Origin of the sequence: Paenibacillus sp. FSL E2-0201, from assembly GCF_037963325.1 — a bacterium.
In the GTDB taxonomy this organism is placed as follows: Bacteria; Bacillota; Bacilli; order Paenibacillales; family Paenibacillaceae; genus Paenibacillus_AQ.
On sequence record NZ_CP150154.1, the window covers coordinates 5,251,499 to 5,271,721 of the forward strand.

Sequence of the window (20,223 nt, forward strand, 5' to 3'; positions counted from 1 at the left end):
AAACTCTATGACGAAAGGAGCTTTGTATGGTTAATATTCAACTTTCGCCGAGCACAAGCACTCAATTCGAGCCCACCATCGCGGTAAATTGGCTTAATCCTTCGGTTATGGTCGCCGTGGCTGTAGATCTTCGAACAGGCCCTCCCAATATAGGTTTGTACAAATCTATTGACGCAGGTGCCACTTGGACAACAACGTTATTACCGTTACCCACAGGGTTTGCAGGCATCGAAGCACCACATATTGATTATATTTTTCCGACCACGTTCGTAGTATTGGCTCATGCCTTCGATTCTGACGGTCTCAGCGGCTCGATCGTTTCCTATACATCTGTCGACAACGCATCTTCATTCGGACCGCCAGTCATCGTAAATCAAGGGTTTGGACAGTTTGTGAATGATGACCAGGTGGTCGTTGTCACCGACAAGGCTGGATCAAGTCCCTTTTTTGGCAATGTATATACTGGTTATACGCATGATTACAACACGCAATTCATACCAGGAAATACGATATTCTTCAATCGTTCCCTAGATAGCGGTAATACCTATTCCAGTCCCAGCCTGCTGTCTTCGATCGAAGAATTTGAAGAATTCCCCGGTATAGCCATTACATTAAATGGGATTGTTGTTGTGGGATGGATCAATCAGCCTCCTGGTAATACCGATCTTAAAATTACCACATCTCCAGACGGCGGGGTCACCTTCACCCCTGAAACCAGGGTCGCCAGCGTTGTAGTCCCACCAGATCCATTGCCGGGATATACATTTAGATGCTTGACATACCCTTCCCTCGCAGCAGATATTTCTAATGCACCGACGACGCGAGGGAATGTCTATGCTGTGTGGCAAGATTTTCGAGAAGGCTATTCCGATATATTTATTGCTACTTCCACTAATTTCGGTGTGGATTGGGGTGCACCCATATCCATTACGGGTAGTCCAGTAGGCTCCCAAAACTTTTTCCCAGCCATCACAGTGTCCCCAGCGGATGGTGCAATATTCGTTAACTATTACACGAATCGAGTTAATCCTCTCAACCTTGATGTTTATCTAGCTACATCTAGAGATGGCGGTATGACGTTTATAAACACCCGTATAACGACAACTTCCTTTGACGTCACCGGCATTCCCCTAATTGGGGACTACATCGGCAATGCCATCGTCCCCCAAACAGGCCGTCTAGTGAGTGTATGGACGGACACGCGGACTGGTACAGAGAACATCTGGTTCGGTGATAATCAATAAGCTATGAATAAACCTGTGATGATTAATTAGAAGAGTGTTAAATTAGTACATCCACCTACAATAAAGGATGCCCAACCAATATGGGGCATCCTTTATTTGTGATTTTTCATGTAATTTTTTCATTTAAAAAGCCCCCAAAAGGGGGCTTAGACTTTGATAAACCAAGATTTTAAGTTTTTGTTCTACATACAGTAACTAGATATAGAACATATAATTGTCTGCTAAGCTCTCTTCTTTAAAATTAATCAAGTCATGAAGCGTTGTGGAATCCAGTACGTCTGCAATGCTGTCGCGAATACGCAACCATAAATCACGTTTTGCCGCATCATCTTCTTCAGTGAAATCTACCGGAGAAATTGGACCCTCCAACACACGAATGATGTCTCCTGCTGTAATAGCACTGGCCTCACGTGATAAAATGTATCCACCGTATGCACCACGAATGCTTTTTACAAGTCCTGCGTTACGCAGAGGAGCGATTAGTTGCTCCAGATAATGCTCAGAAAGTCCATTTTTCTCAGCGATACTCTTAAGTGAGGTCGGTCCTTCACCAAATTTCAGTGCAAGCTCCATCATAATTGTTAGTCCGTAACGTCCTTTGGTTGATATTTTCAAAGGGGCACCTCTTTCGGTTTAGTTTCTAGTTATTGTATACTATTGATTTGGTAAGTCATGCGATTGTCATATCAAGGTATTCCGATGATTACTCTTAGTTTATGTTATCATATTCGAAGTCACAAATGAAATGGCAAACGAAACATTTTGCAAAAATGTTCACCCCTGGTGGACATTTTTCTATTTTCAGCCTCTTATTTTAGGGTTTACAGTAGACAGGTATGTTATAATACTTTTTGAGCCGGGTGTTCCATGAATAACCGGTATTTTGGGTACAGAAATGGTGATTACGATGACAAAAGCAAAACAAGACACCCGTGTCGTCGTCGGCATGTCCGGAGGGGTCGATTCCTCCGTCACGGCGCTTCTGCTCAAGCAGCAGGGCTATGACGTCATCGGCATCTTCATGAAGAATTGGGACGATACCGACGAATTCGGAGTATGTACAGCCGAAAGCGATGCAGAGGATGTTCGCCGCGTATGCGAGCAGATTGATATTCCTTACTATACCGTTAATTTCGAGAAGGAATACTTCGACAAAGTATTTTCATATTTTCTCGATGAATATAAGGCCGGCCGGACGCCTAATCCAGACGTCATGTGCAACCGAGAGATCAAATTCGGGGAGTTCCTGAACAAAGCCCTTCAGCTTGGCGCCGATTATGTAGCGACTGGACATTATGCACGCGTTATAGAAGAAGATGGTGTGTACAAGCTGCTCCGCGGTGTAGACAACAATAAAGACCAGACCTATTTCTTGAACGCGCTGGGCCAATATCAGCTCTCTAAAGCAATGTTCCCGATTGGTCATCTTCCGAAACCGGAAGTTCGGAGAATTGCCGAAGAAGCCGGACTCTATACTGCCAAGAAAAAAGACAGTACAGGCGTCTGCTTTATCGGTGAGCGTAACTTCCGTGAATTCCTCAGCCAGTATCTGCCTGCACAATCTGGTGACATGGTAGATATAGCCACTGGGGAAATCAAAGGCCGCCATGATGGTCTTATGTACTATACATTGGGTCAGCGTCAAGGCCTTGGCATTGGCGGATCCGGTAACGGCGAACCTTGGTTTGTAGCCGAAAAAGACCTTAGCCGCAACATTCTTTATGTAGTTCAAGGAGACAAGCACCACAGCCTGTACTCCACTAGTCTAATTGCCTCCGGTGTAAACTGGATTAACGGGCATGAGCTAGGTCCTGAGCCGCTAAAATGCACTGCTAAATTCCGGTATCGCCAGCCTGATCAAGGTGTAACGCTCACCGCACGGAAAGACGGAACGATAAACGTAGACTTTGATGTTCCGCAAAAAGCGATTACGCCAGGCCAAGCCGTTGTCTTCTATCTCGGTGAGCAATGTCTCGGCGGCGGCACGATCGAATATGCAGAAAAGGTCGTTCCTTCAGCGCAAGCTTAAGTGAAGTCTATAACTTACAACATAAACCCTAGAATAAACCTATGAAATAGCTGTATTTAATACAGCTATTTCTTGTTTTTAGAATTTCTTTTTGACTTAGTTGTATGATGTACATCTAAATTCTCCCAATCTCCCTTTTCTGTCTTCACATTCCAAAAATAGATGTATGAACTGCAGTTATACTACATCATCAGCGCTAAAATGAGGTTTTAGTTGTATGAAATACAACTAAATGACTATGGAGCCAGCGATTCAAATAGAAACAAAAAGAACAGCAGTTCAGATATCGCTATCTGAACTGCTGTTCTTTTATTACTAATAGTATTAATTTAATTCCTGCTATTCCTACTTACTGAGCTACTACAGCTTTATCCGCAGAAACTGCAATGTCATTATAGTAAAGTCCAGTTCCATCACCAATTCCATAATTCAGTATACGGTTGTTGACCGGAACTAGGGCCGCACGATAAAGCGTAGGGAATACAGGAATCTCGTTAACCATAAACTGTTGCCATTCTTTATAGATCTCTTTACGTTTATTTACGTCGAATGCATCCTCGGAGACTCCTTCAGCGAGCAACCGATCATTCTCTGCACTCGAGTAACGCGGGAAGTTGTAAATTGCATCTTGCCCGTAAAGACCTGATGGGTCAACGTCATTAGCAACACTCCATGCACCTTGATAAACATCAACGGTAGGGTCGTCGTCACCATTCTGTCCTACACGGTCATAGAAAGTATTAAATTCTACCATTTCCAACGTTACATTCAGACCAATTGCTTTCCAGGATTGTACATAATATTGAGCCAGCGGCTCAGCAATATCTCCACCAGTCATAGAGATGAAATTAATCTTCAGCTCACTACCATCTGGATTCGTTCTAAATTCGCCATTTAGTTTGTAACCTGCATCATCCAAGATTTTGTTAGCTGCTGCTTGATCAAAAGGAACACCTGGATTGGAGGTATCTTGGAATTCTGGATGAGATGGTGGGATTAAAGTTGTCGCACTCCAGCGTAGGCCATTATAGAACTTCTTACCAACCGCATTATTATCAACTGCGGCCCACATGGCTTTACGCAAATTCACATCCGCCATTTTAGCTTTAGGATCGGGAGCAACTATTTTTTTCTCCTTATCCCATTTACCTAGTTTAAAACCAATATACGTATATGCCTTGTCGGTAATACCGAGGAACTGAACATTCGACATCTTTGCATTATCTGGGAATTGATCGACTGGGAAAGAATCCACCAAGTCAACTCCACCAGATTTCAGTTCCTGAACAACTGTAGATGGGTTAATTACCTTTAGGATTACTTTATCCAGTTTAGGTGCTCCGCGCCAGTAGTCTGGATTCTTCACGTAAACTACGGATTCACCTGGAACGATGCTTTCCACTTTAAAAGCTCCAAAACCAATCGGTTTTTGGCGTACTTCTGGGGATGAGGAAATCTTGGCAACATCCATATCACCAAAGATATGTTTAGCCAAAGGGTAAATCCAAATACTTCCTGTTAACAGCGAAGGTGTGGATTGTTTATAAGTGATTTGTAGTTTCTTCTCACTTAATACCTTAATACCGGAGATCGTTTTGGCTGTACCTGCATGGAATTCATCCATACCTTCGATTTGTGTGAAGTCAGAGCCGTAACGAGGGCCATCATAGGCAGGGTTAGCGATCACTTCATGCGCGAATAACCAATCTTCAGCCGTTACTGGCTTTCCATCATGCCAATTAACATTGTCACGAATCGTGAAAGTGAAAGTACGTCCGTCTTCTGCCACTTCATAAGTTGCTGCACCATCATTGGTATATACAAAGTTCGCGTCCCAATCTAGTAGGCCATCATCAAACCACTCTATAACTCGAGCATCCGGAATTCCAGAAGAAAAGTTATTGTTAAGTGTACCTTCAAATGGACTGTCGGAAACTAGTCCAAAAGTAAGTGTACCACCTTCAATAGCTTCACCTTGATTGGTCTTAATGTTAGTGAAATCTTTGATGTTAAACAGTCCGTCTTCTGCTTCAGGCACTGCAGTCGGTGCTGCAGTTGCTTCAGCAGTCGCATTAGCACTAGGAGCTGTTGTTGGTGCTGCTCCTTCGTTGTTGTTCTTTGAGTTACAAGCTGCAAGAACAAACAACATTACAAACATTAAGGATACGAGTAATGCTTTAGTACGAATGGGTTTTCTCATTTAATCATTTCCTCCCTTATTATCCTTTTCTTTGTCTTGCGTCGGTCGCACGTTTGAGCGCTTGACCCACATTATTTATACTCAACATCAATACCAAGATCAGCAATGATGCGGGTAACCAGATCCACCATCTGAACTCAAGCGTTTGCGGATTTCTCGCATAGCTTACTAGAGTACCGAGACTGGGTGTACTTTCCGGAAAACCAAAACCTAGAAAGGATAGGCCTGATTCCAATCCAATATTAGCTGCCAAATTCAAGGTCATCGTTACGATAATGATGGAGCTTAAGTTCGGAAGCACTTGCGTGAACATAATTTTTAGATTGGAGGAGCCTAAGGTCTTAGAAGCCTGAACATAATCCAATTCCTTCTCTTGCAATGTCTTGGAACGAATTAGCCTGGCAATCCCCATCCAAAGAAACGCAGTCATGATAAAGGAGAAGGTTAACGTATTGTATTTAGGTACAGCGCTGACAAAGGCTATAACAATCATTAGAAATGGTAGGATCATGAAGAAATCCACAACACGCATCGCTACATTATCTACCGTTCCACCAAAATAACCTGAGACTAAACCGACTAGAATCCCAATAACGCCAGTAAAAAATGTAACCATAAAAGCAATAGACATAGAGTTTCTTGTTCCTATAATTAATTGACCGAATACATCCCGTCCTCCATAATCAGTCCCCAGCCAGTGCACAGCCGAAGGCTTCTCATATAGGGCGAACAAGTCAACCGTAACAATTTCTTTTTGATCCAAAAATAACGAAATTCCATACACAGCAGCGATAATCGCAAATAGGAAAATCAGTGAGATCAGTGCCAACTTATCACGCACCAATTCCCGCCAAACAATTTTGAAGCCCGATGGACTTTTATCTGAATCCTGCAGCAGAGCTATCTCTGCGCTTGTCTTTGCCATTTCATTCACCCCAAAATGTTTCATCTTCTTATTTAATCCGGATACGAGGATCTACGATACTTAAGATAATATCTGATAACAATGCACCGACGATGGAAGCAACCCCATACAGCAGAACGATGGCTGTTACCACGCTGAAATCCCGGATCGTTATCGAACTGAGGAACAGCAAACCCATCCCTGGATAGCTGAAGATCGTTTCAACGAACACCGTACCACCGATTAGCCCAGTGATCTCGTACCCGAAGAATGCAGCAATCGGCAATAAGGAATTTCGCAAAATATGGCGATTGTATACGCGTGACTCCGAAGCCCCTTTAGCTCTTGCCGTGAGAATGAAATCTTTTTGCTTCGTATCAATGATCTCATTACGCAGATATTGTACGGTCCCAACCGTTGCAATCAGGGCCATGGATAGAGCAGGGAGCAGCAAATGGTATAACTTACTCCAGAAGTGGCTTAGCGTACCCGGAACTTCCCCGGGACTGACACTGCCGCTAGTGGGAAACCAATGAAAATGAAACCCGAAAACCCATACCATTAAAAGAGCAAAAATAAACAACGGTGCAGCAAATCCAATATAGGTATAGCCGGTAATTAAGCGATCCAGCCACGAATCGTTATAACGTCCGCTGGTAATACCAAGCGGGATAGCAATAAGGTATGTAAGAATCAGCGTAACAATGGCTAGCCAAAGTGTATTCATCAGGCGTTGCCCGATCAGCTCTGAGACCGGCATTTTGAAACGGAAGGACTGGCCAAAGTCCCCTTGTATTGCTTTAGTGATCCAATCCCAGTACTGGATGTACCATGGATCATTTAGGCCAAGCTTCTCTCGCATTGCATCAATGGCCGCAGGATCAATATTCGGATCGAGCATCCCTGAGAGTGCGTCGCCAGGCATTGCCTTCGCCATAAGAAAAACAAGAATACTTAATAGAAATACTTGAGGGATCATTATAAGAATTCTACGAACGATAATCTTCCACATATTCTCAACCTTTCTCAGGCAAGGCTACCAGATGAGTCTCGGAAATTGATTTTAATGGATAAGCCATGCCTTCTTCATCAAAATAATTCCGGTGCGCTTGTTCATATTCCTTACTTACTGATTTTCTAAACTCCGTCTGCTTTTCTCTCTGCTTCGGATCAATATCAGGAATGGCAGCAATGAGACGTTTGGTATAAATATGCTGAGGATTGTCAAAAATATCTTTAGCGGTCCCTTGCTCCACATGTCGTCCTTTATACATAATCCCAATGTGATCGCACATATGTCTGATGATCCCGAGATCATGACTGATAAATAGAAAAGTAAGATTCAGTTCTTTTTGAATGTCCTGCATGAAATTCAGCACTTGTGCCTGTACGGAGACATCTAACGCAGATACCGGCTCGTCAGCAATAATAAGTTTGGGCTTAAGGGCAATCGCTCTGGCAATTCCGATCCGCTGCCGCTGACCGCCTGAGAATTCATGCGGATATTTCAGGATGTTCTCAGGGCTCAAGCCTACCTGTAAAAGCAATTCCTGTACTCGACGCTTTTCTTCCCCCGGAGACATTTTTTCGAAATTACGCAACGGTTCAGCAATAATATCCAGCACGCGTTTCTTAGGATTTAAGGAAGAGTACGGATCCTGAAAGATCATCTGAATGTCTTTGCGGACATTTCTTTGCTTACGCACACCCTTCAAGGCCAAATCTTGCCCTTCAAAAATCACGCTACCGCTAGTAATAGAATTAAGTCCAATGATTGCACGACCAGTAGTTGTCTTACCTGATCCGGATTCACCGACGAGACCATAGGTTTGCCCTGCCTCAACGGTAAAATTAACATTATCGACAGCCTTGACTACGCCAACTTCCCTTCGAAAAACACCGCCGTGGATCGGAAAATGAACCGCTAAATTTTTAACCTCAAGAAGTCCCATTGTGGCTTGCCTCCTCGTTAGTATCAGGGAAATGAAAGTTATTATGGCAGGTGCAGCGAACAAAATGCCCGGGGGCTACTTCATGCAGCTGCGGATTCTCCTCGTGCTCCCATTCCGGAATCCAAGGTGTCCGGGCCGAGAAACGGCATCCTTTACGCGGAAGATTCTGTAATGGCGGGACAATCCCCTGAATCACATGAAGTCTAGATTTCTCTTCTTTAACGGTCGGAATGGAGTTCAACAAGGATCTTGTATACGGATGCTTCGGATTAGAGGTCAACGTATAAATATCTGCGATCTCTACGATTTGTCCGGCGTACATCACCGCAACTCGATCAGCCATTTCACTCACAACCCCTAGATCATGAGTAATTAAGATAATGCCTGCTTGCATATCAGTTTTTAATTTTTTTATAAGTTCAAGGATTTGCAATTGGATGGTTACATCTAGTGCCGTAGTCGGCTCATCGGCGATCAAAAGCTTGGGACCATTGGCAATCGCTATAGCAATCACAACCCGCTGCCTCATTCCACCAGATAATTCGTGGGGGTATTGCTGATATGTATGCTCGGGACGGGAGATTCCAACCTTAGTCAGGAGATCAATGACCTTCTCTTTTCTTTGCTTTTTCGAAAGCTTGGAATCATGTAGGATGAGTACTTCTTCAATCTGTGAACCGATAATCATAAGCGGATTTAAAGCGGATAATGGGTCTTGAAAAATCATAGACATTTCTTGGCCACGCAGCTTGTTGAGTGCAGCAGGAGTCATAGTAACGATGTCCTGACCCTTGTATTTAATTTGTCCGTCTATTTTGGCCCTTGTGTGCAATCCCATTATCGAAAAGGCAAGTGCACTTTTTCCCGAACCGGACTCTCCAACAATAGCAAGAATCTCATTTTTGCGAACAGATAGGGTAACATCATCTACTGCGGCATAATAATCATCTACGATCCTGAACGATGTCGATAAATTTTTGATTTCTAATAATTCTTCGCTCAAATTAATCCCCCTAACGGCAAGAGTTTCAAAATCCATACAATGAAATATTATGTAAATTTTGATATAAACAGTATTTATTTTCATGAAACATAACAAAACACATACTGTCATCATTATTAACACCATTAACGATACTATAAGTAATTCAATCGGATTTGAAAAATGATTTCCCGTAACTTTGTAGTTCATTTTAATTAACTTATGGTAAATTATCAATCTTTTCCTATAAAAAATTTTATTTCATGTGATTAAATGTAACGTAGAAAACAAAAAAACGGCTCTAGGCCGCCTTTTTTTGGAATAAATAATATTGTGAATAAAATTTTTTTTTGTTCAATAGGGGAGATTTGGAGGTTGTTGCAGTCACTAGTGGACTATTGTTCGCGTCGGAGTCGTTGATTATGACGAATCTTTATTTCATTCCCTTGCTCTGTAGCTTGATAAAAAACACGTTGAGAAATCTCTTTAGGCAAATACTCCTGTTTCACATAATGCCCCGGAAAATTGTGCGGATATTGATACCCTTCATGCCCTAACGCAGTAGCCCCTTTGTAATGGGTGTCTCGTAAGTGTAGGGGTACCTCGGCAGATTTAATCTCATCCATACTCGCCATTGCATTTGAAATTGCAGTAACAACAGCATTAGACTTTGGACTCTCCACGGCAAAAAGAATTGCTTGTGCAATGTTTAGCCTCGCTTCTGGCCAACCGTTATTCCTATACGCTTCGAGCGCGCTCACGGCTTGGACCATGGCTTGAGGATTCGCCAGTCCAATATCCTCACTGCTAGCCGCAATCAGACGCCGAATAAATGTCATCGGGTCCATCCCAAGCTTTTCTACCGCATATAGAAACCAGAACAACGCAGCATCACTAGAACCACGTATGCTTTTGTGAAAAGCGGAAAGCACATCATACTGCGTCGATTCATCTGCTTTCACAATAGGGCGCCGAATTGACTCTTCCGCCACCTCCAGTGTGATATGCACACTCCCATCTGCCTCCGGAGCGGTAGTTAACGCCGCTAATTCCAGAGCATTTAGTGCCCGCCGAATATCTCCGTTAGCCATCGTAGCGATATGCATTAATGCTTCTTCATCAACTTGAAGCTCCATGAATCCAAGCCCTCTATCCTTGTCCTCTAAAGCCCTGCGCATCGCGATCAGACTATGTTCACTCGTTAATGCCTCCAGCTGAAACAAGGTAGAACGGCTCATAAGCGCCCCGTTAACATAATGGAACGGGTTCTCTGTAGTTGCACCAATAAATGTTATGGTTCCTTTTTCTACCGCCGGCAACAGCGCATCCTGACGTGAACTATTGAACCGATGTACCTCATCCAGAAAAAGTATCGTCTTAGAACCGTATAGTGTTTTATTATTTTGAGCTCGTTCAATGACCTCTCGCACATCCTTTACGGAAGCCTCCACCGCATTCAGGCGTACAAACTCCCCTTGCGTATGATGAGAAATGATATGAGCCAATGTTGTTTTGCCACAACCAGGAGGTCCATAGAGCAAAATTGAAGAGACCTGATCAGCCTCAATCGCTCTTCGCAGTAGCTTTCCCCGGCCTATGATATGTTCTTGACCAATATATTCATCCAGATTCTCCGGTCTCATTCGGTCCGCAAGCAGCCGTCCGCCCCCAGTGTCCTCTCCCATAGAAAATAAATCCATAACTCCACTTCCTTGCTATATTCTTGTAAAAGCACAATGTTGATTCTTCCTTTATCATACCATAGACTATTTTTCGTAAAAAATAAAAAGAGCATGATCTCGTCTTAGAAAGGCGGGAGCCATGCTCTTTTTTCAAAATATAAGAAAGTATAGGTTTCACGCTATACTTTATCCTTATGATTTCTCGCATAACGCTTACCGTCCTTATAGGGACGCCAAAGGCGTTTATGCTTGAATTGTATGCTAGCAGTTTATCGCCAGCCTCATTTTTGATATGATTTTACGAATGCTTTCTTCCGACAGATGATACTTCTTTTGAAGCTCAGCTACGGAATCGCCTTCACGATGACAACTGAAAATTTCCTTATTGCGATTCGCTATCTCTTTCCTCGAACCGCTGTTCTCGCCCCATCTAACCCGCTCTTCCGTTTTCTTCGGGATGTAGAGCAGTTCACCTTGGATGTATCCCTGAAGCTCTTCGAGCAAGCCAGGGGGGAGCACATCCTTCCCATTTACATAACTCAACTTGCATTTCCTCCTTCAACAGGTGTGTCCCTATGCGTCGGTCAACTAAGTTTTTAGTTATAATCACGTCACCTGCCTCCTTTCTTCTCCTCATATTTGGAAAAATCCGTAATTTCATTATATAAAAACCTCTTGGTAGCGTCTACATTCTAATTCATAAATTTCATTTTTATGGATAAGTGTGGTACTTCCTATGTTAGTAATAAGGAGGCCATACGGCCTCCTCGCTTTAAGCGGGTTTCCGTCTTAGACGGAAACCACCTCGTATACTGAAATCATCTCAATCAGCCTCCTTCCAGAAGTGTTCTTGCCCGGCCGGACACTTATTATTAAGCCATACCTATAGGGGAGTTACAAGTTCAAAAACAGTTATAACTGTTCTCCACCAGTCTTAATTCCCCTCAGAATCGCTTTCAGCCGTCATTTGCACATAGGAAGGCATTTCCCCATTATGAAGCAACCAAAGCTCGTGGAGCGCTCGTGTACAGCCTACATACATCAGCTTTGCATCCCATGCTGTCGCCCCGTAATGATCTCGATCGGCATCCGCTAAGATTACCGCATCAAATTCCAAACCTTTAGATAAATACACAGGCAGCACCGATAGTCCACCCTGATATTGCGTCATGCTGCCGTCTATCAGATGTATATCTTCAAAATGCTGCTCCAGCTCAGCGTACAGCTCTGTGGCTTCACGCAAACTACGTGTTAGCACAGCCACAGTACGGTATCCCCTTCCAGACAAGGACTTCAGTGAATTGCTTATTGTCCGCAGACGAGCTTGCTCATCAGCCACCAGTTCCCCCGTATCCTCCCCGTAGGCGATCATTCGCACGGGATCTCCACTACGAAAAACCGGAACAGCAAGCAGTGAGCTTTCCACACCGGAAGATAGAATGCCATTAGCAAAATCTATAATTTCCATAGTAGAACGATAGCTCCGTGTCAGTGCGTGATAAGCCGTGTTCTCAGGGGCAAACAAGGTCTGCATCTCTTCCCAAGCGTGTACGCCTTTATAGGCGTGTATGCCCTGCGACAGATCACCCAGGATCGTAAAGGAATGACCCCGCACATATAAATCCAGCACCGCAATTTGGAAAGGAGAAAAATCCTGAGCCTCGTCAATCACCACATGATCAAAGCGAGTTACACCCTCGTCTCCATTCAAAAGATAATGGATATACAACAGAGGCGGTAAATCCTCTTCGCGTATAATTCCTTTTTTCAGATCTTTTGCCGTTTCCTTCAGCACAGCTACCGGAATATTCTCTGGCGGATTCACAGGCCAATCTTCCGGGACTTTAGCCGCACGGAAGATTTGCTTGTAGATCGTCAACGGATCGTACTTAGGCCATTTTGCACTGTATGCTTTTTCTCGTGCAGCACCTTTTTTCTTGCGATCCTTCATAGCTGCAGCCGATGGACTCTTCTTCAGCTCCATCTCGATCCAGCGATGTATCCGTGCCATTACACGTTCCTTCCGCTTCGCTGGCGGATAAGGAGCGTACTCTTCATTATGCCAACGTAAGATCATCGATCGGCGCAGCACAGCGCCTTCCCACGGGATAAAATCTCCCTCAGGAACAGAACTTGTCTCCAGCAGCTTAATACTTGATTCAATAATACTCATCAGAACCGTAGAGCCCTTGAAACGTCCCGGCGTTTCTTCTGTAATCACAGGCATACCGCCAGAGGTTTCAAACCAGCGGTTCATCGTCTCCGTCGCATCCTGTTCTGGAAGCTCCAGACCTAGTACATTTGCCGCCCAATCCGGAAAGGTGCTCTGAGCAATATTACCTACTCCTAGTTCAGGCAGTACATCTGAGATGTAATCCAGAAACATCCGGTTCGGTGCAAAAATAATCATTTTTTCCGCAGAAACCTGATCCTTGTATTGATACAGCAGAAAGGCTAATCGGTGCAGTGCAACTGTTGTTTTACCACTTCCCGCTACGCCCTGAATGATCAGCGCTGTATTTTTGGCCGCACGGATAATCTTGTCCTGCTCCTCCTGGATGGTAGATACGATATCACGGAGACGATTGTCTTTGTTCTCTCCCAAACGATAGACGAGAAACTCGTCTGATACTACAGGCGCGTCACTCTCCCGATTGTACGTATCTGCGACCCGCTCCAGAATCTGCTTACGAATCACCACGTTGCGTTTGAGGTATACCAGTCCTTCTATCAGTCCCTCAGGAGCTTCATAGGAGGCTGGCTCCGTACCACCGGTAAACGAATAGAACAGGCTTGCTACCGGTGCGCGCCAGTCAATGACTAGCGGACGGTCGCTTACCTGCTCGCGGTCTACGCCGATTTTTCCTATATAGAGTGCCTTCCGCTGCTTCTCATCATTGCCCTGAAAATCAAGCCGTCCGAAATAAGGCTCCTGCCGAAGCTTGGCAAGATCTTTGCGCTTCTGTTCACGGTTCGCTTCTAACACTTGTTCCGTATAATCGTGTCCCGTGTACACCGGAGTCTGGTTAAGCTTCTCCAATAAGGTGTCAATCTCAGTAAGCGCTTGATTCAGCCTGTCTTCTTCCTCTTGATAGGCACTTTGAAAGTTGTCTTCCAATTTCAGTTACCTCCTAAAAGTTTATCGAGCTTAAATTTTCATTCTCCTCATTCCCTCTTCTCACACAAAAAGGATACCCATTGTAGCACAATCAGCACTAAAATACCAAATCTTTCAAGAGAGCCCCCACTATAGCACAGCTTGTAAAATAAAGTTAGCTACAAACAAGCCCGCAATCCCATAGAGTGCAGGAGGCACTTCTTTCCCCTTGCCCACAGCAAGCTTCACGATCGGATAAGTGATGAAGCCAAAAGCCATCCCGTCCACAATACTATAAGTGAATGGAATCATAACCATGATCAAAAAAGAAGGGAAAAGCTCTGTCAAATCGCTCAAGTCCATCTCACGCACATTTTGTACCATAAGGCCACCGATTACAATCAAGATCGGTGCGATAGCACTGTCTGGAATGTAGGAGAGCAAAGGGAGGAACAAGAATGTTGCCCCGAACAAAAGACCTGTCACAAGCGAGGTCAGACCCGAACGTCCACCTGCAGCAATCCCTGCATTGGATTCTGCAGCGGCGACTACAGGACTGCTTCCAAAGAGACCTGCGGCGATATTGGCAATAGAGAGTGCTCGTAAGCTGCTCTTGAAGCGCTCAGGACGTCCAGCCATCATCGTCTGAGAGGCGACTAGCCCAATATTTTCAAATACAACGATTAACAGCAATAGGAATACCGCAATCCAGAATACGAGGCTTACAATACCACCCCAGTCCATTCCAAAAAACAGGCTTCCATAACCCGTAAATACATGGCCTGATGCCTGCTTCTCAGGCGCGTGAGCCGCTCCCAGCAAGTAGGCTAGACCTGTACCAACCAGCATACTGATAAGCAAACCACCGTTGGTCCCGCGGATAAACAGTACTAAAGCGAGTAGCAAGGTTACGCAGGAAGTGATAACTGCAGGATCACTAAAATGTCCTATAGCAACAAAAGTGGTCTGATGTGCGATCACAATTCCGCTTTTTTGCAGCCCTATAAAGGTCAGAAATAGCCCTATCCCGACAGTTATCGCATGCTGCAGGTTTTGCGGAATCGCTTCACTAAGAATACGATAAAGCGAGGTGAAGGCCACGATAGCGAATAATACCCCCGTTATAACGACTACCGTAAGCGCCTCTCTCCAGCCCAAATTCATGGAATGAACAAGTGTGTATGTGAAAAAGGCGTTAATCCCCATACCTGGTACTACGATGATCGGCGTCTTCCCGCCGAAGGCCATTAATAGACAGCCTGTAATGGCAGTCAATAACGTAGCCACCATGGCCGGTCTAAGCGGCATACCAGCGTCATGAAGAATCGTCGCATTCACCATCACAATATATACCGAAGCAAAATACGAGAGGATCCCTGCAGCCCATTCCCGTTTCCATTCATTCTCAGGCGCAAGCCCTACACTATTTCGCCAAAAATTCGATTTCATGTACAAAAACCTCCACTGATATTAAGTTCCGCAGGCGGATATTACCCGGATTATAAGCTTAATAACCAGCGGTTCATCCCGGTTTAGCTATTATGCCTATATGTCGTCTGCATCTTGCAGACTCACCTGCTAACCACAACAAAAGGGCGTACGCAACTGGATTCCAGCTGCTCGCCCTTTTGTCCATTTTATTTACTAATTTCGCTATAATTGAAACAGCTTCAGCTCAGCGGTTCACTTACAAGCTGACGCCTCCAGCCTCAAGCAAATCACGCACGGCAACGCTGACCATGATCAGACCGGCTACCGGTGGAACGAATGCATTGCTGGCTGGTGGTTGTTTCGCTTTACGTCGATCCGGCGCATTCTCCGGAACGATCTTATCTGTAACATCCTGACGCGGCTTCATTGGCGGCTCTGTAGAGAATACCACCTTCACGCCCTTTTTAATCCCTTCCTTACGCAGCTTCTGACGAATGACACGAGCAATAGGGTCATAGGTTGTCTTGGAAATGTCTGCTACCTGGAATCGTGTAGGATCCATTTTGTTGGCAGCACCCATGCTTGAGATCATTGGAATTCCACGGGACAGACATTCTTTGATCAAATGAACCTTATAAATAATCGTATCCGAAGCATCGAGTACATAGTCAGGTTTTAATTTGAACAATTCCTCATAGGTTTCTTCTGTATAGAACATGTTGAGCGCAATCGCTTCGCATTCTGGATTGATCAGCTTCACACGGTCTACCATCAATTCAGCCTTCTTCTGCCCAACCGTTGTGGTGAGTGCATGAATTTGCCGATTCACATTAGTAATATCTACAGAATCCTTATCAATCAGAATCAGCCTGCCGATACCGGTGCGCGCCAAAGCCTCAACAGCCATACCGCCAACACCGCCGATGCCTAGCACCGCTACCGTGCTGTTCTTCATTATCTCCAGACCTTCCGGTCCGATCGCCAGTTCCGTACGTGAGAACTGATGTAGCATGAGGTACAGCCTCCTTCAAAAGCTATAGCGAAGCAGAAATCTGCCTAGCCCGCTTCGATTAGTTAATTATTCTTTTTCTTTCTTCGGTTTAAGAGCCAGCTTAATGTGCAGTTGCTCCAATTGTGAACCATCTACTGGCGAAGGTGCATCCATGAGCAGGTCTGTTGCACTTGCTGTTTTCGGGAATGCGATGGTTTCACGCAGATTCGTACGACCGGACAATAGCATTACTAGACGATCTAAACCGAACGCGATACCGCCGTGTGGAGGTGTACCGTATTCGAACGCATCCATCAGGTAACCAAACTTCTCGTAAGCAACCTCTTGCGTGAAGCCAAGGGCTTCGAACATTTTCTCCTGTACGTCACGTTTGTAAATCCGCATGGAGCCCCCGCCTACTTCATAACCGTTCAGAACGATATCATAAGCTTGCGCACGGATTGCACCTGGATCTGTGTCAAACAGATGCAGATCCTCTTCACGTGGACGAGTGAACGGATGGTGTTCCGCCACATAACGTTTCTGATCTTCATCATAACCAAGGAGTGGGAAGTCAGTAACCCAAGCGAACTTGAATACGTTGTCGTCGATCAGACCGAGTTGACGTCCGATTTTGACACGAAGAGCGCCTAGAACGTCTGCTACAACCTTTTTATTATCAGCAGAGAAGAGGAGAAGGTCGCCTTCTTCAGCGCCTGTACGCTCCTTCACAGCCGCAATTTCTTCTTCGGAGAAGAATTTCACAATCGGCCCTTTGAATTCACCGTCTTTCACTTGAATCCATGCCAACCCCTTCGCGCCATAACGAGCGGCATAAGGTCCGAGGTCATCGATTTCTTTACGAGTCCAAGTGCCACAGCCTTTAGCATTTAGACATTTCACTTCGCCGCCTTTTTCGATTACAGAAGCGAACACCTTCACACCGCTAGTTGCAACAATATCATTCATTTCTACAAGTTCTAATCCAAAACGAAGATCTGGTTTATCAGATCCATATTTGCCCATAGCCTCAGCATAAGTCAAACGTTGGAATGGAAGCTCGATATCTGTTCCTACAGTTTCCTTGAACAGACGCTGCATCAGCTTCTCCATCATACCAAGCAGTTCATCTTGTGATAGGAATGAAGTTTCGATGTCTACTTGAGTGAATTCTGGCTGACGGTCAGCACGCAAATCTTCATCACGGAAACAACGAGCGATTTGGTAATAGCGCTCCACGCCGCCCACCATCAACAATTGCTTGTAGATTTGTGGAGATTGCGGCAATGCGAAGAATTCACCTTCATGCACACGGCTTGGCACCAAATAATCACGCGCGCCTTCCGGAGAGCTCTTAGTCAGGATCGGTGTTTCTACGTCGATGAATCCTTCACTATCAAGGAAATCGCGGAAAATCTTAGAAGCTTTCGAACGAAGCAGCAAGGTTCTTTGCATTTCCGGACGACGAAGGTCCAAATAGCGATATTTGAGACGCAGAGACTCGTCTACTTCCACACCATCTTCGATGAAGAACGGAGGTGTCTTAGCTGCGTTCAGCACTTCAATGTCCGTAATTTGCACTTCAATTTCACCTGTTGGCAGGTTGCGGTTAATGGTTTCAGCATCACGTTTAACAACTTTACCTTTAACAGCCAGGACGTATTCACTACGAACCTTATCAGCAATTTGTAAGGCTTCGCCAGAGTAGTCTGGGTTAAATACAACTTGTACAATACCGCTTCTGTCACGCAGATCAATAAATAGTACGCCCCCAAGGTCGCGGCGAGTCTGCACCCATCCGTTCAAGGTTACCGTCTGTCCAATATGTTCTGGCGTTAATTGTCCACAATGATGACTTCTTTGCATAATTTATCATTCCCCTTCATGGTTAAAAATACATTTTTAATCTTTCTCTATACAGTCACCATAAGACGATGTAGTCAGATGGTCTAAACTAGTGCCTGACCCAGCTCTTCCAGCTTCACGGTGCGCTGCTCCCCGGTATTCATCGACTTCACTGTAATGACCCCATTCTTCAGCTCATCTTCGCCAAGAATGGCAGTATAACGTGCCGACATACGGTCTGCCGATTTCATCTGCGCCTTCATCTTCCGGCCTAAATAATCGCGTTCTGCCGAGAACCCTTGGCTGCGCAGTATATATAGCTGTTTAGAGATTTCGATATCAGCTTCTTCACCGAGAGCTACGAAGTACACATCCAGTGGCTTCGCCGTCTCCAGCTCTACCTTCTGATCCTCAAGAATGAGGAGAATTCGTTCCAGCCCAATCCCAAAACCAATCCCAGGTTGGTCCGGTCCACCAATTTCTTCAACCAAACCGTTGTATCGGCCACCGCCGCCCACGGTATCAATCGAGCCAATACCTGCTGCTTTATATTCAAACGCTGTATGCGTGTAATAATCCAGTCCTCTGACAAGACGAGGGTTTATGGTGAATTCCACTCCCATGATGTTAAGGTGCATCTTCACCTTCTCAAAATGAATTGTGCACTCTTCATCCAGACTATCCAAAATGGATGGCGCATCTGTAAATTTATCCTGATCTACCTTGCAATCCAGCACGCGAAGCGGATTACGCTCAATCCGACGCTGACAGTCACTGCAAAGGGTATCCTTCATGGGTCTTAAGAAACCTAATAGTTTCTCCCGATAAGCTGCACGGCTAGGTGCGTTACCGACAGAATTGATTTCAACTCTTACATCCTTAAGGCCAAGATCCTTATAGAATTGATAGCCTAAAGAAACTACTTCCGCATCAATAGCCGGATCCACGGCTCCAAAAGCCTCAATACCAAACTGATGGAATTGACGATATCTCCCTGCCTGTGGACGCTCATAACGGAACATGGGTCCGATATAATACAGCTTGCTTACATCCGGTTCACCATATAGCTTGTTCTGAACATAAGCTCGGACTACACCTGCCGTTCCTTCAGGACGCAGCGCCAAATCGCGATCGCCTTTATCCTTGAACGTGTACATCTCGCCTTCCACAATATCCGTTGTTTCGCCTACCCCACGCTCGAATAACCCCGTGTTCTCGAACATTGGTGTACGGATTTCACGATAATTGAAACGACGGCACAAATCTCTAGCCTTCCCTTCAATGTACTGCCATTTCTCCACAGTCCCCGGAAGCACATCCTGTGTTCCTGTAGGTTTCTCGAATCTTTCTTTAGCCACAGTCTATCCCTCCTAAAAAATACCCCTCTAAATCTGCTCTCTTCATCACTTCATCATGCTAAACAAAACAAAAAATCCCCCGTCCTGTTTATAAAAAACAGGGACGAGGGATTATCATAACCAATAATACACCCGTGGTACCACCCACATTCCGGATCAGAACCATTCTGAATCCGCTCAAAGCGGTTAACGCCCGCCTACGCGTAACGGCTACTGATCGCGGCAACATCCATTGCCCACTTTCGCCGTACGTTCTCGGGGAGGTCATTCATTCGCTCATCAACAGAATCCTTGCAGCCAAGCGGAAACGATAAATCATCCGTTGTACTGGATGTCATCTGAATCTACAGGGGATTCCTCTCTGGGGTTGTGGGTCCTCGAATTACTTGTTCCCGTCATCAAAACCATATGATAAAATCGTATATTTTTAAATTCTACTGAACTACTGTGCTAAAGTCAAGGCAGTAAATACGAAGCTGAATAAAAATTCGACAACTTTCAACTTCTA

Annotated in this window: 16 protein-coding genes; 2 read left to right on the plus strand and 14 right to left on the minus strand. The window is 44.9% G+C overall.

Translation table 11 applies throughout. From position 1 onward, the window contains the following. Window positions 1-26 precede the first annotated feature (26 nt). The gene (locus NSU15_RS23730) at window positions 27-1,244 is read left to right on the plus strand and encodes a sialidase family protein (protein ID WP_042130449.1); all 1,218 of its coding nucleotides are present in this window, start codon (window positions 27-29) and stop codon (window positions 1,242-1,244) included. 195 nt (window positions 1,245-1,439) lie between these two features. Here the strand turns inward: NSU15_RS23730 and NSU15_RS23735 are convergent, their stop codons facing one another. Next, window positions 1,440-1,859, minus strand: coding sequence for an Rrf2 family transcriptional regulator (locus tag NSU15_RS23735; protein ID WP_042130450.1), 420 nt, complete (start codon window positions 1,857-1,859; stop codon window positions 1,440-1,442). Between the two features lie 292 nt (window positions 1,860-2,151). On the opposite strand from NSU15_RS23735, the gene mnmA reads away from it, so the two are divergent. Continuing rightward, complete coding sequence (gene mnmA / locus NSU15_RS23740; protein ID WP_042130452.1) at window positions 2,152-3,273, plus strand: tRNA 2-thiouridine(34) synthase MnmA; 1,122 nt, start codon at window positions 2,152-2,154, stop codon at window positions 3,271-3,273. Window positions 3,274-3,622: 349 nt separating this feature from the next. Here mnmA and NSU15_RS23745 read toward each other — a convergent pair whose 3' ends face one another. From NSU15_RS23745 to NSU15_RS23805, 13 genes are all read right to left on the minus strand, one after another. Further along, a complete protein-coding gene (locus NSU15_RS23745) occupies window positions 3,623-5,473 on the minus strand; it encodes an oligopeptide ABC transporter substrate-binding protein (protein WP_339287757.1) in 1,851 nt (616 codons plus the stop codon). Between the two features lie 19 nt (window positions 5,474-5,492). After that, window positions 5,493-6,398: an ABC transporter permease gene (locus NSU15_RS23750; RefSeq protein WP_339287758.1), complete on the minus strand. Its 906-nt coding sequence runs from the start codon at window positions 6,396-6,398 to the stop codon at window positions 5,493-5,495. Window positions 6,399-6,426: 28 nt separating this feature from the next. Continuing rightward, window positions 6,427-7,389: an oligopeptide ABC transporter permease gene (opp4B, locus tag NSU15_RS23755; protein WP_339287759.1), complete on the minus strand. Its 963-nt coding sequence runs from the start codon at window positions 7,387-7,389 to the stop codon at window positions 6,427-6,429. Between the two features lie 4 nt (window positions 7,390-7,393). Further along, the gene (locus NSU15_RS23760; RefSeq protein ID WP_339287761.1) at window positions 7,394-8,329 is read right to left on the minus strand and encodes an ATP-binding cassette domain-containing protein; all 936 of its coding nucleotides are present in this window, start codon (window positions 8,327-8,329) and stop codon (window positions 7,394-7,396) included. Further along, the gene (locus NSU15_RS23765; RefSeq protein WP_076117398.1) at window positions 8,316-9,332 is read right to left on the minus strand and encodes an ABC transporter ATP-binding protein; all 1,017 of its coding nucleotides are present in this window, start codon (window positions 9,330-9,332) and stop codon (window positions 8,316-8,318) included. The genes NSU15_RS23760 and NSU15_RS23765 overlap by 14 nt, the downstream gene beginning before the upstream one ends. A gap of 374 nt (window positions 9,333-9,706) precedes the next feature. Then, window positions 9,707-11,011 carry a replication-associated recombination protein A gene (locus tag NSU15_RS23770; RefSeq protein WP_042130461.1) on the minus strand — a complete coding sequence of 435 codons (1,305 nt, stop codon included), beginning with the start codon at window positions 11,009-11,011 and terminating at the stop codon, window positions 9,707-9,709. Between the two features lie 243 nt (window positions 11,012-11,254). Then, complete coding sequence (locus NSU15_RS23775; protein ID WP_042130463.1) at window positions 11,255-11,536, minus strand: CD3324 family protein; 282 nt, start codon at window positions 11,534-11,536, stop codon at window positions 11,255-11,257. 391 nt (window positions 11,537-11,927) lie between these two features. After that, a complete protein-coding gene (locus NSU15_RS23780) occupies window positions 11,928-14,111 on the minus strand; it encodes a UvrD-helicase domain-containing protein (protein WP_339287762.1) in 2,184 nt (727 codons plus the stop codon). A 129-nt stretch (window positions 14,112-14,240) separates the two neighbouring features. Further along, window positions 14,241-15,539 carry an NCS2 family permease gene (locus NSU15_RS23785; protein WP_042130466.1) on the minus strand — a complete coding sequence of 433 codons (1,299 nt, stop codon included), beginning with the start codon at window positions 15,537-15,539 and terminating at the stop codon, window positions 14,241-14,243. 238 nt (window positions 15,540-15,777) lie between these two features. Beyond that, window positions 15,778-16,533, minus strand: a complete 756-nt coding sequence (locus tag NSU15_RS23790) for a tRNA threonylcarbamoyladenosine dehydratase (RefSeq protein ID WP_042130468.1) — start codon at window positions 16,531-16,533, stop codon at window positions 15,778-15,780. Between the two features lie 66 nt (window positions 16,534-16,599). Next, window positions 16,600-18,378: an aspartate--tRNA ligase gene (gene aspS, locus NSU15_RS23795; protein WP_339287764.1), complete on the minus strand. Its 1,779-nt coding sequence runs from the start codon at window positions 18,376-18,378 to the stop codon at window positions 16,600-16,602. An 83-nt stretch (window positions 18,379-18,461) separates the two neighbouring features. Further along, window positions 18,462-19,715, minus strand: a complete 1,254-nt coding sequence (gene hisS / locus NSU15_RS23800) for a histidine--tRNA ligase (protein ID WP_042130470.1) — start codon at window positions 19,713-19,715, stop codon at window positions 18,462-18,464. A gap of 197 nt (window positions 19,716-19,912) precedes the next feature. After that, entirely contained in the window at window positions 19,913-20,053 is a 141-nt protein-coding gene (locus NSU15_RS23805) for a hypothetical protein (protein ID WP_156114854.1), read from the minus strand. Window positions 20,054-20,223 lie beyond the last annotated feature (170 nt).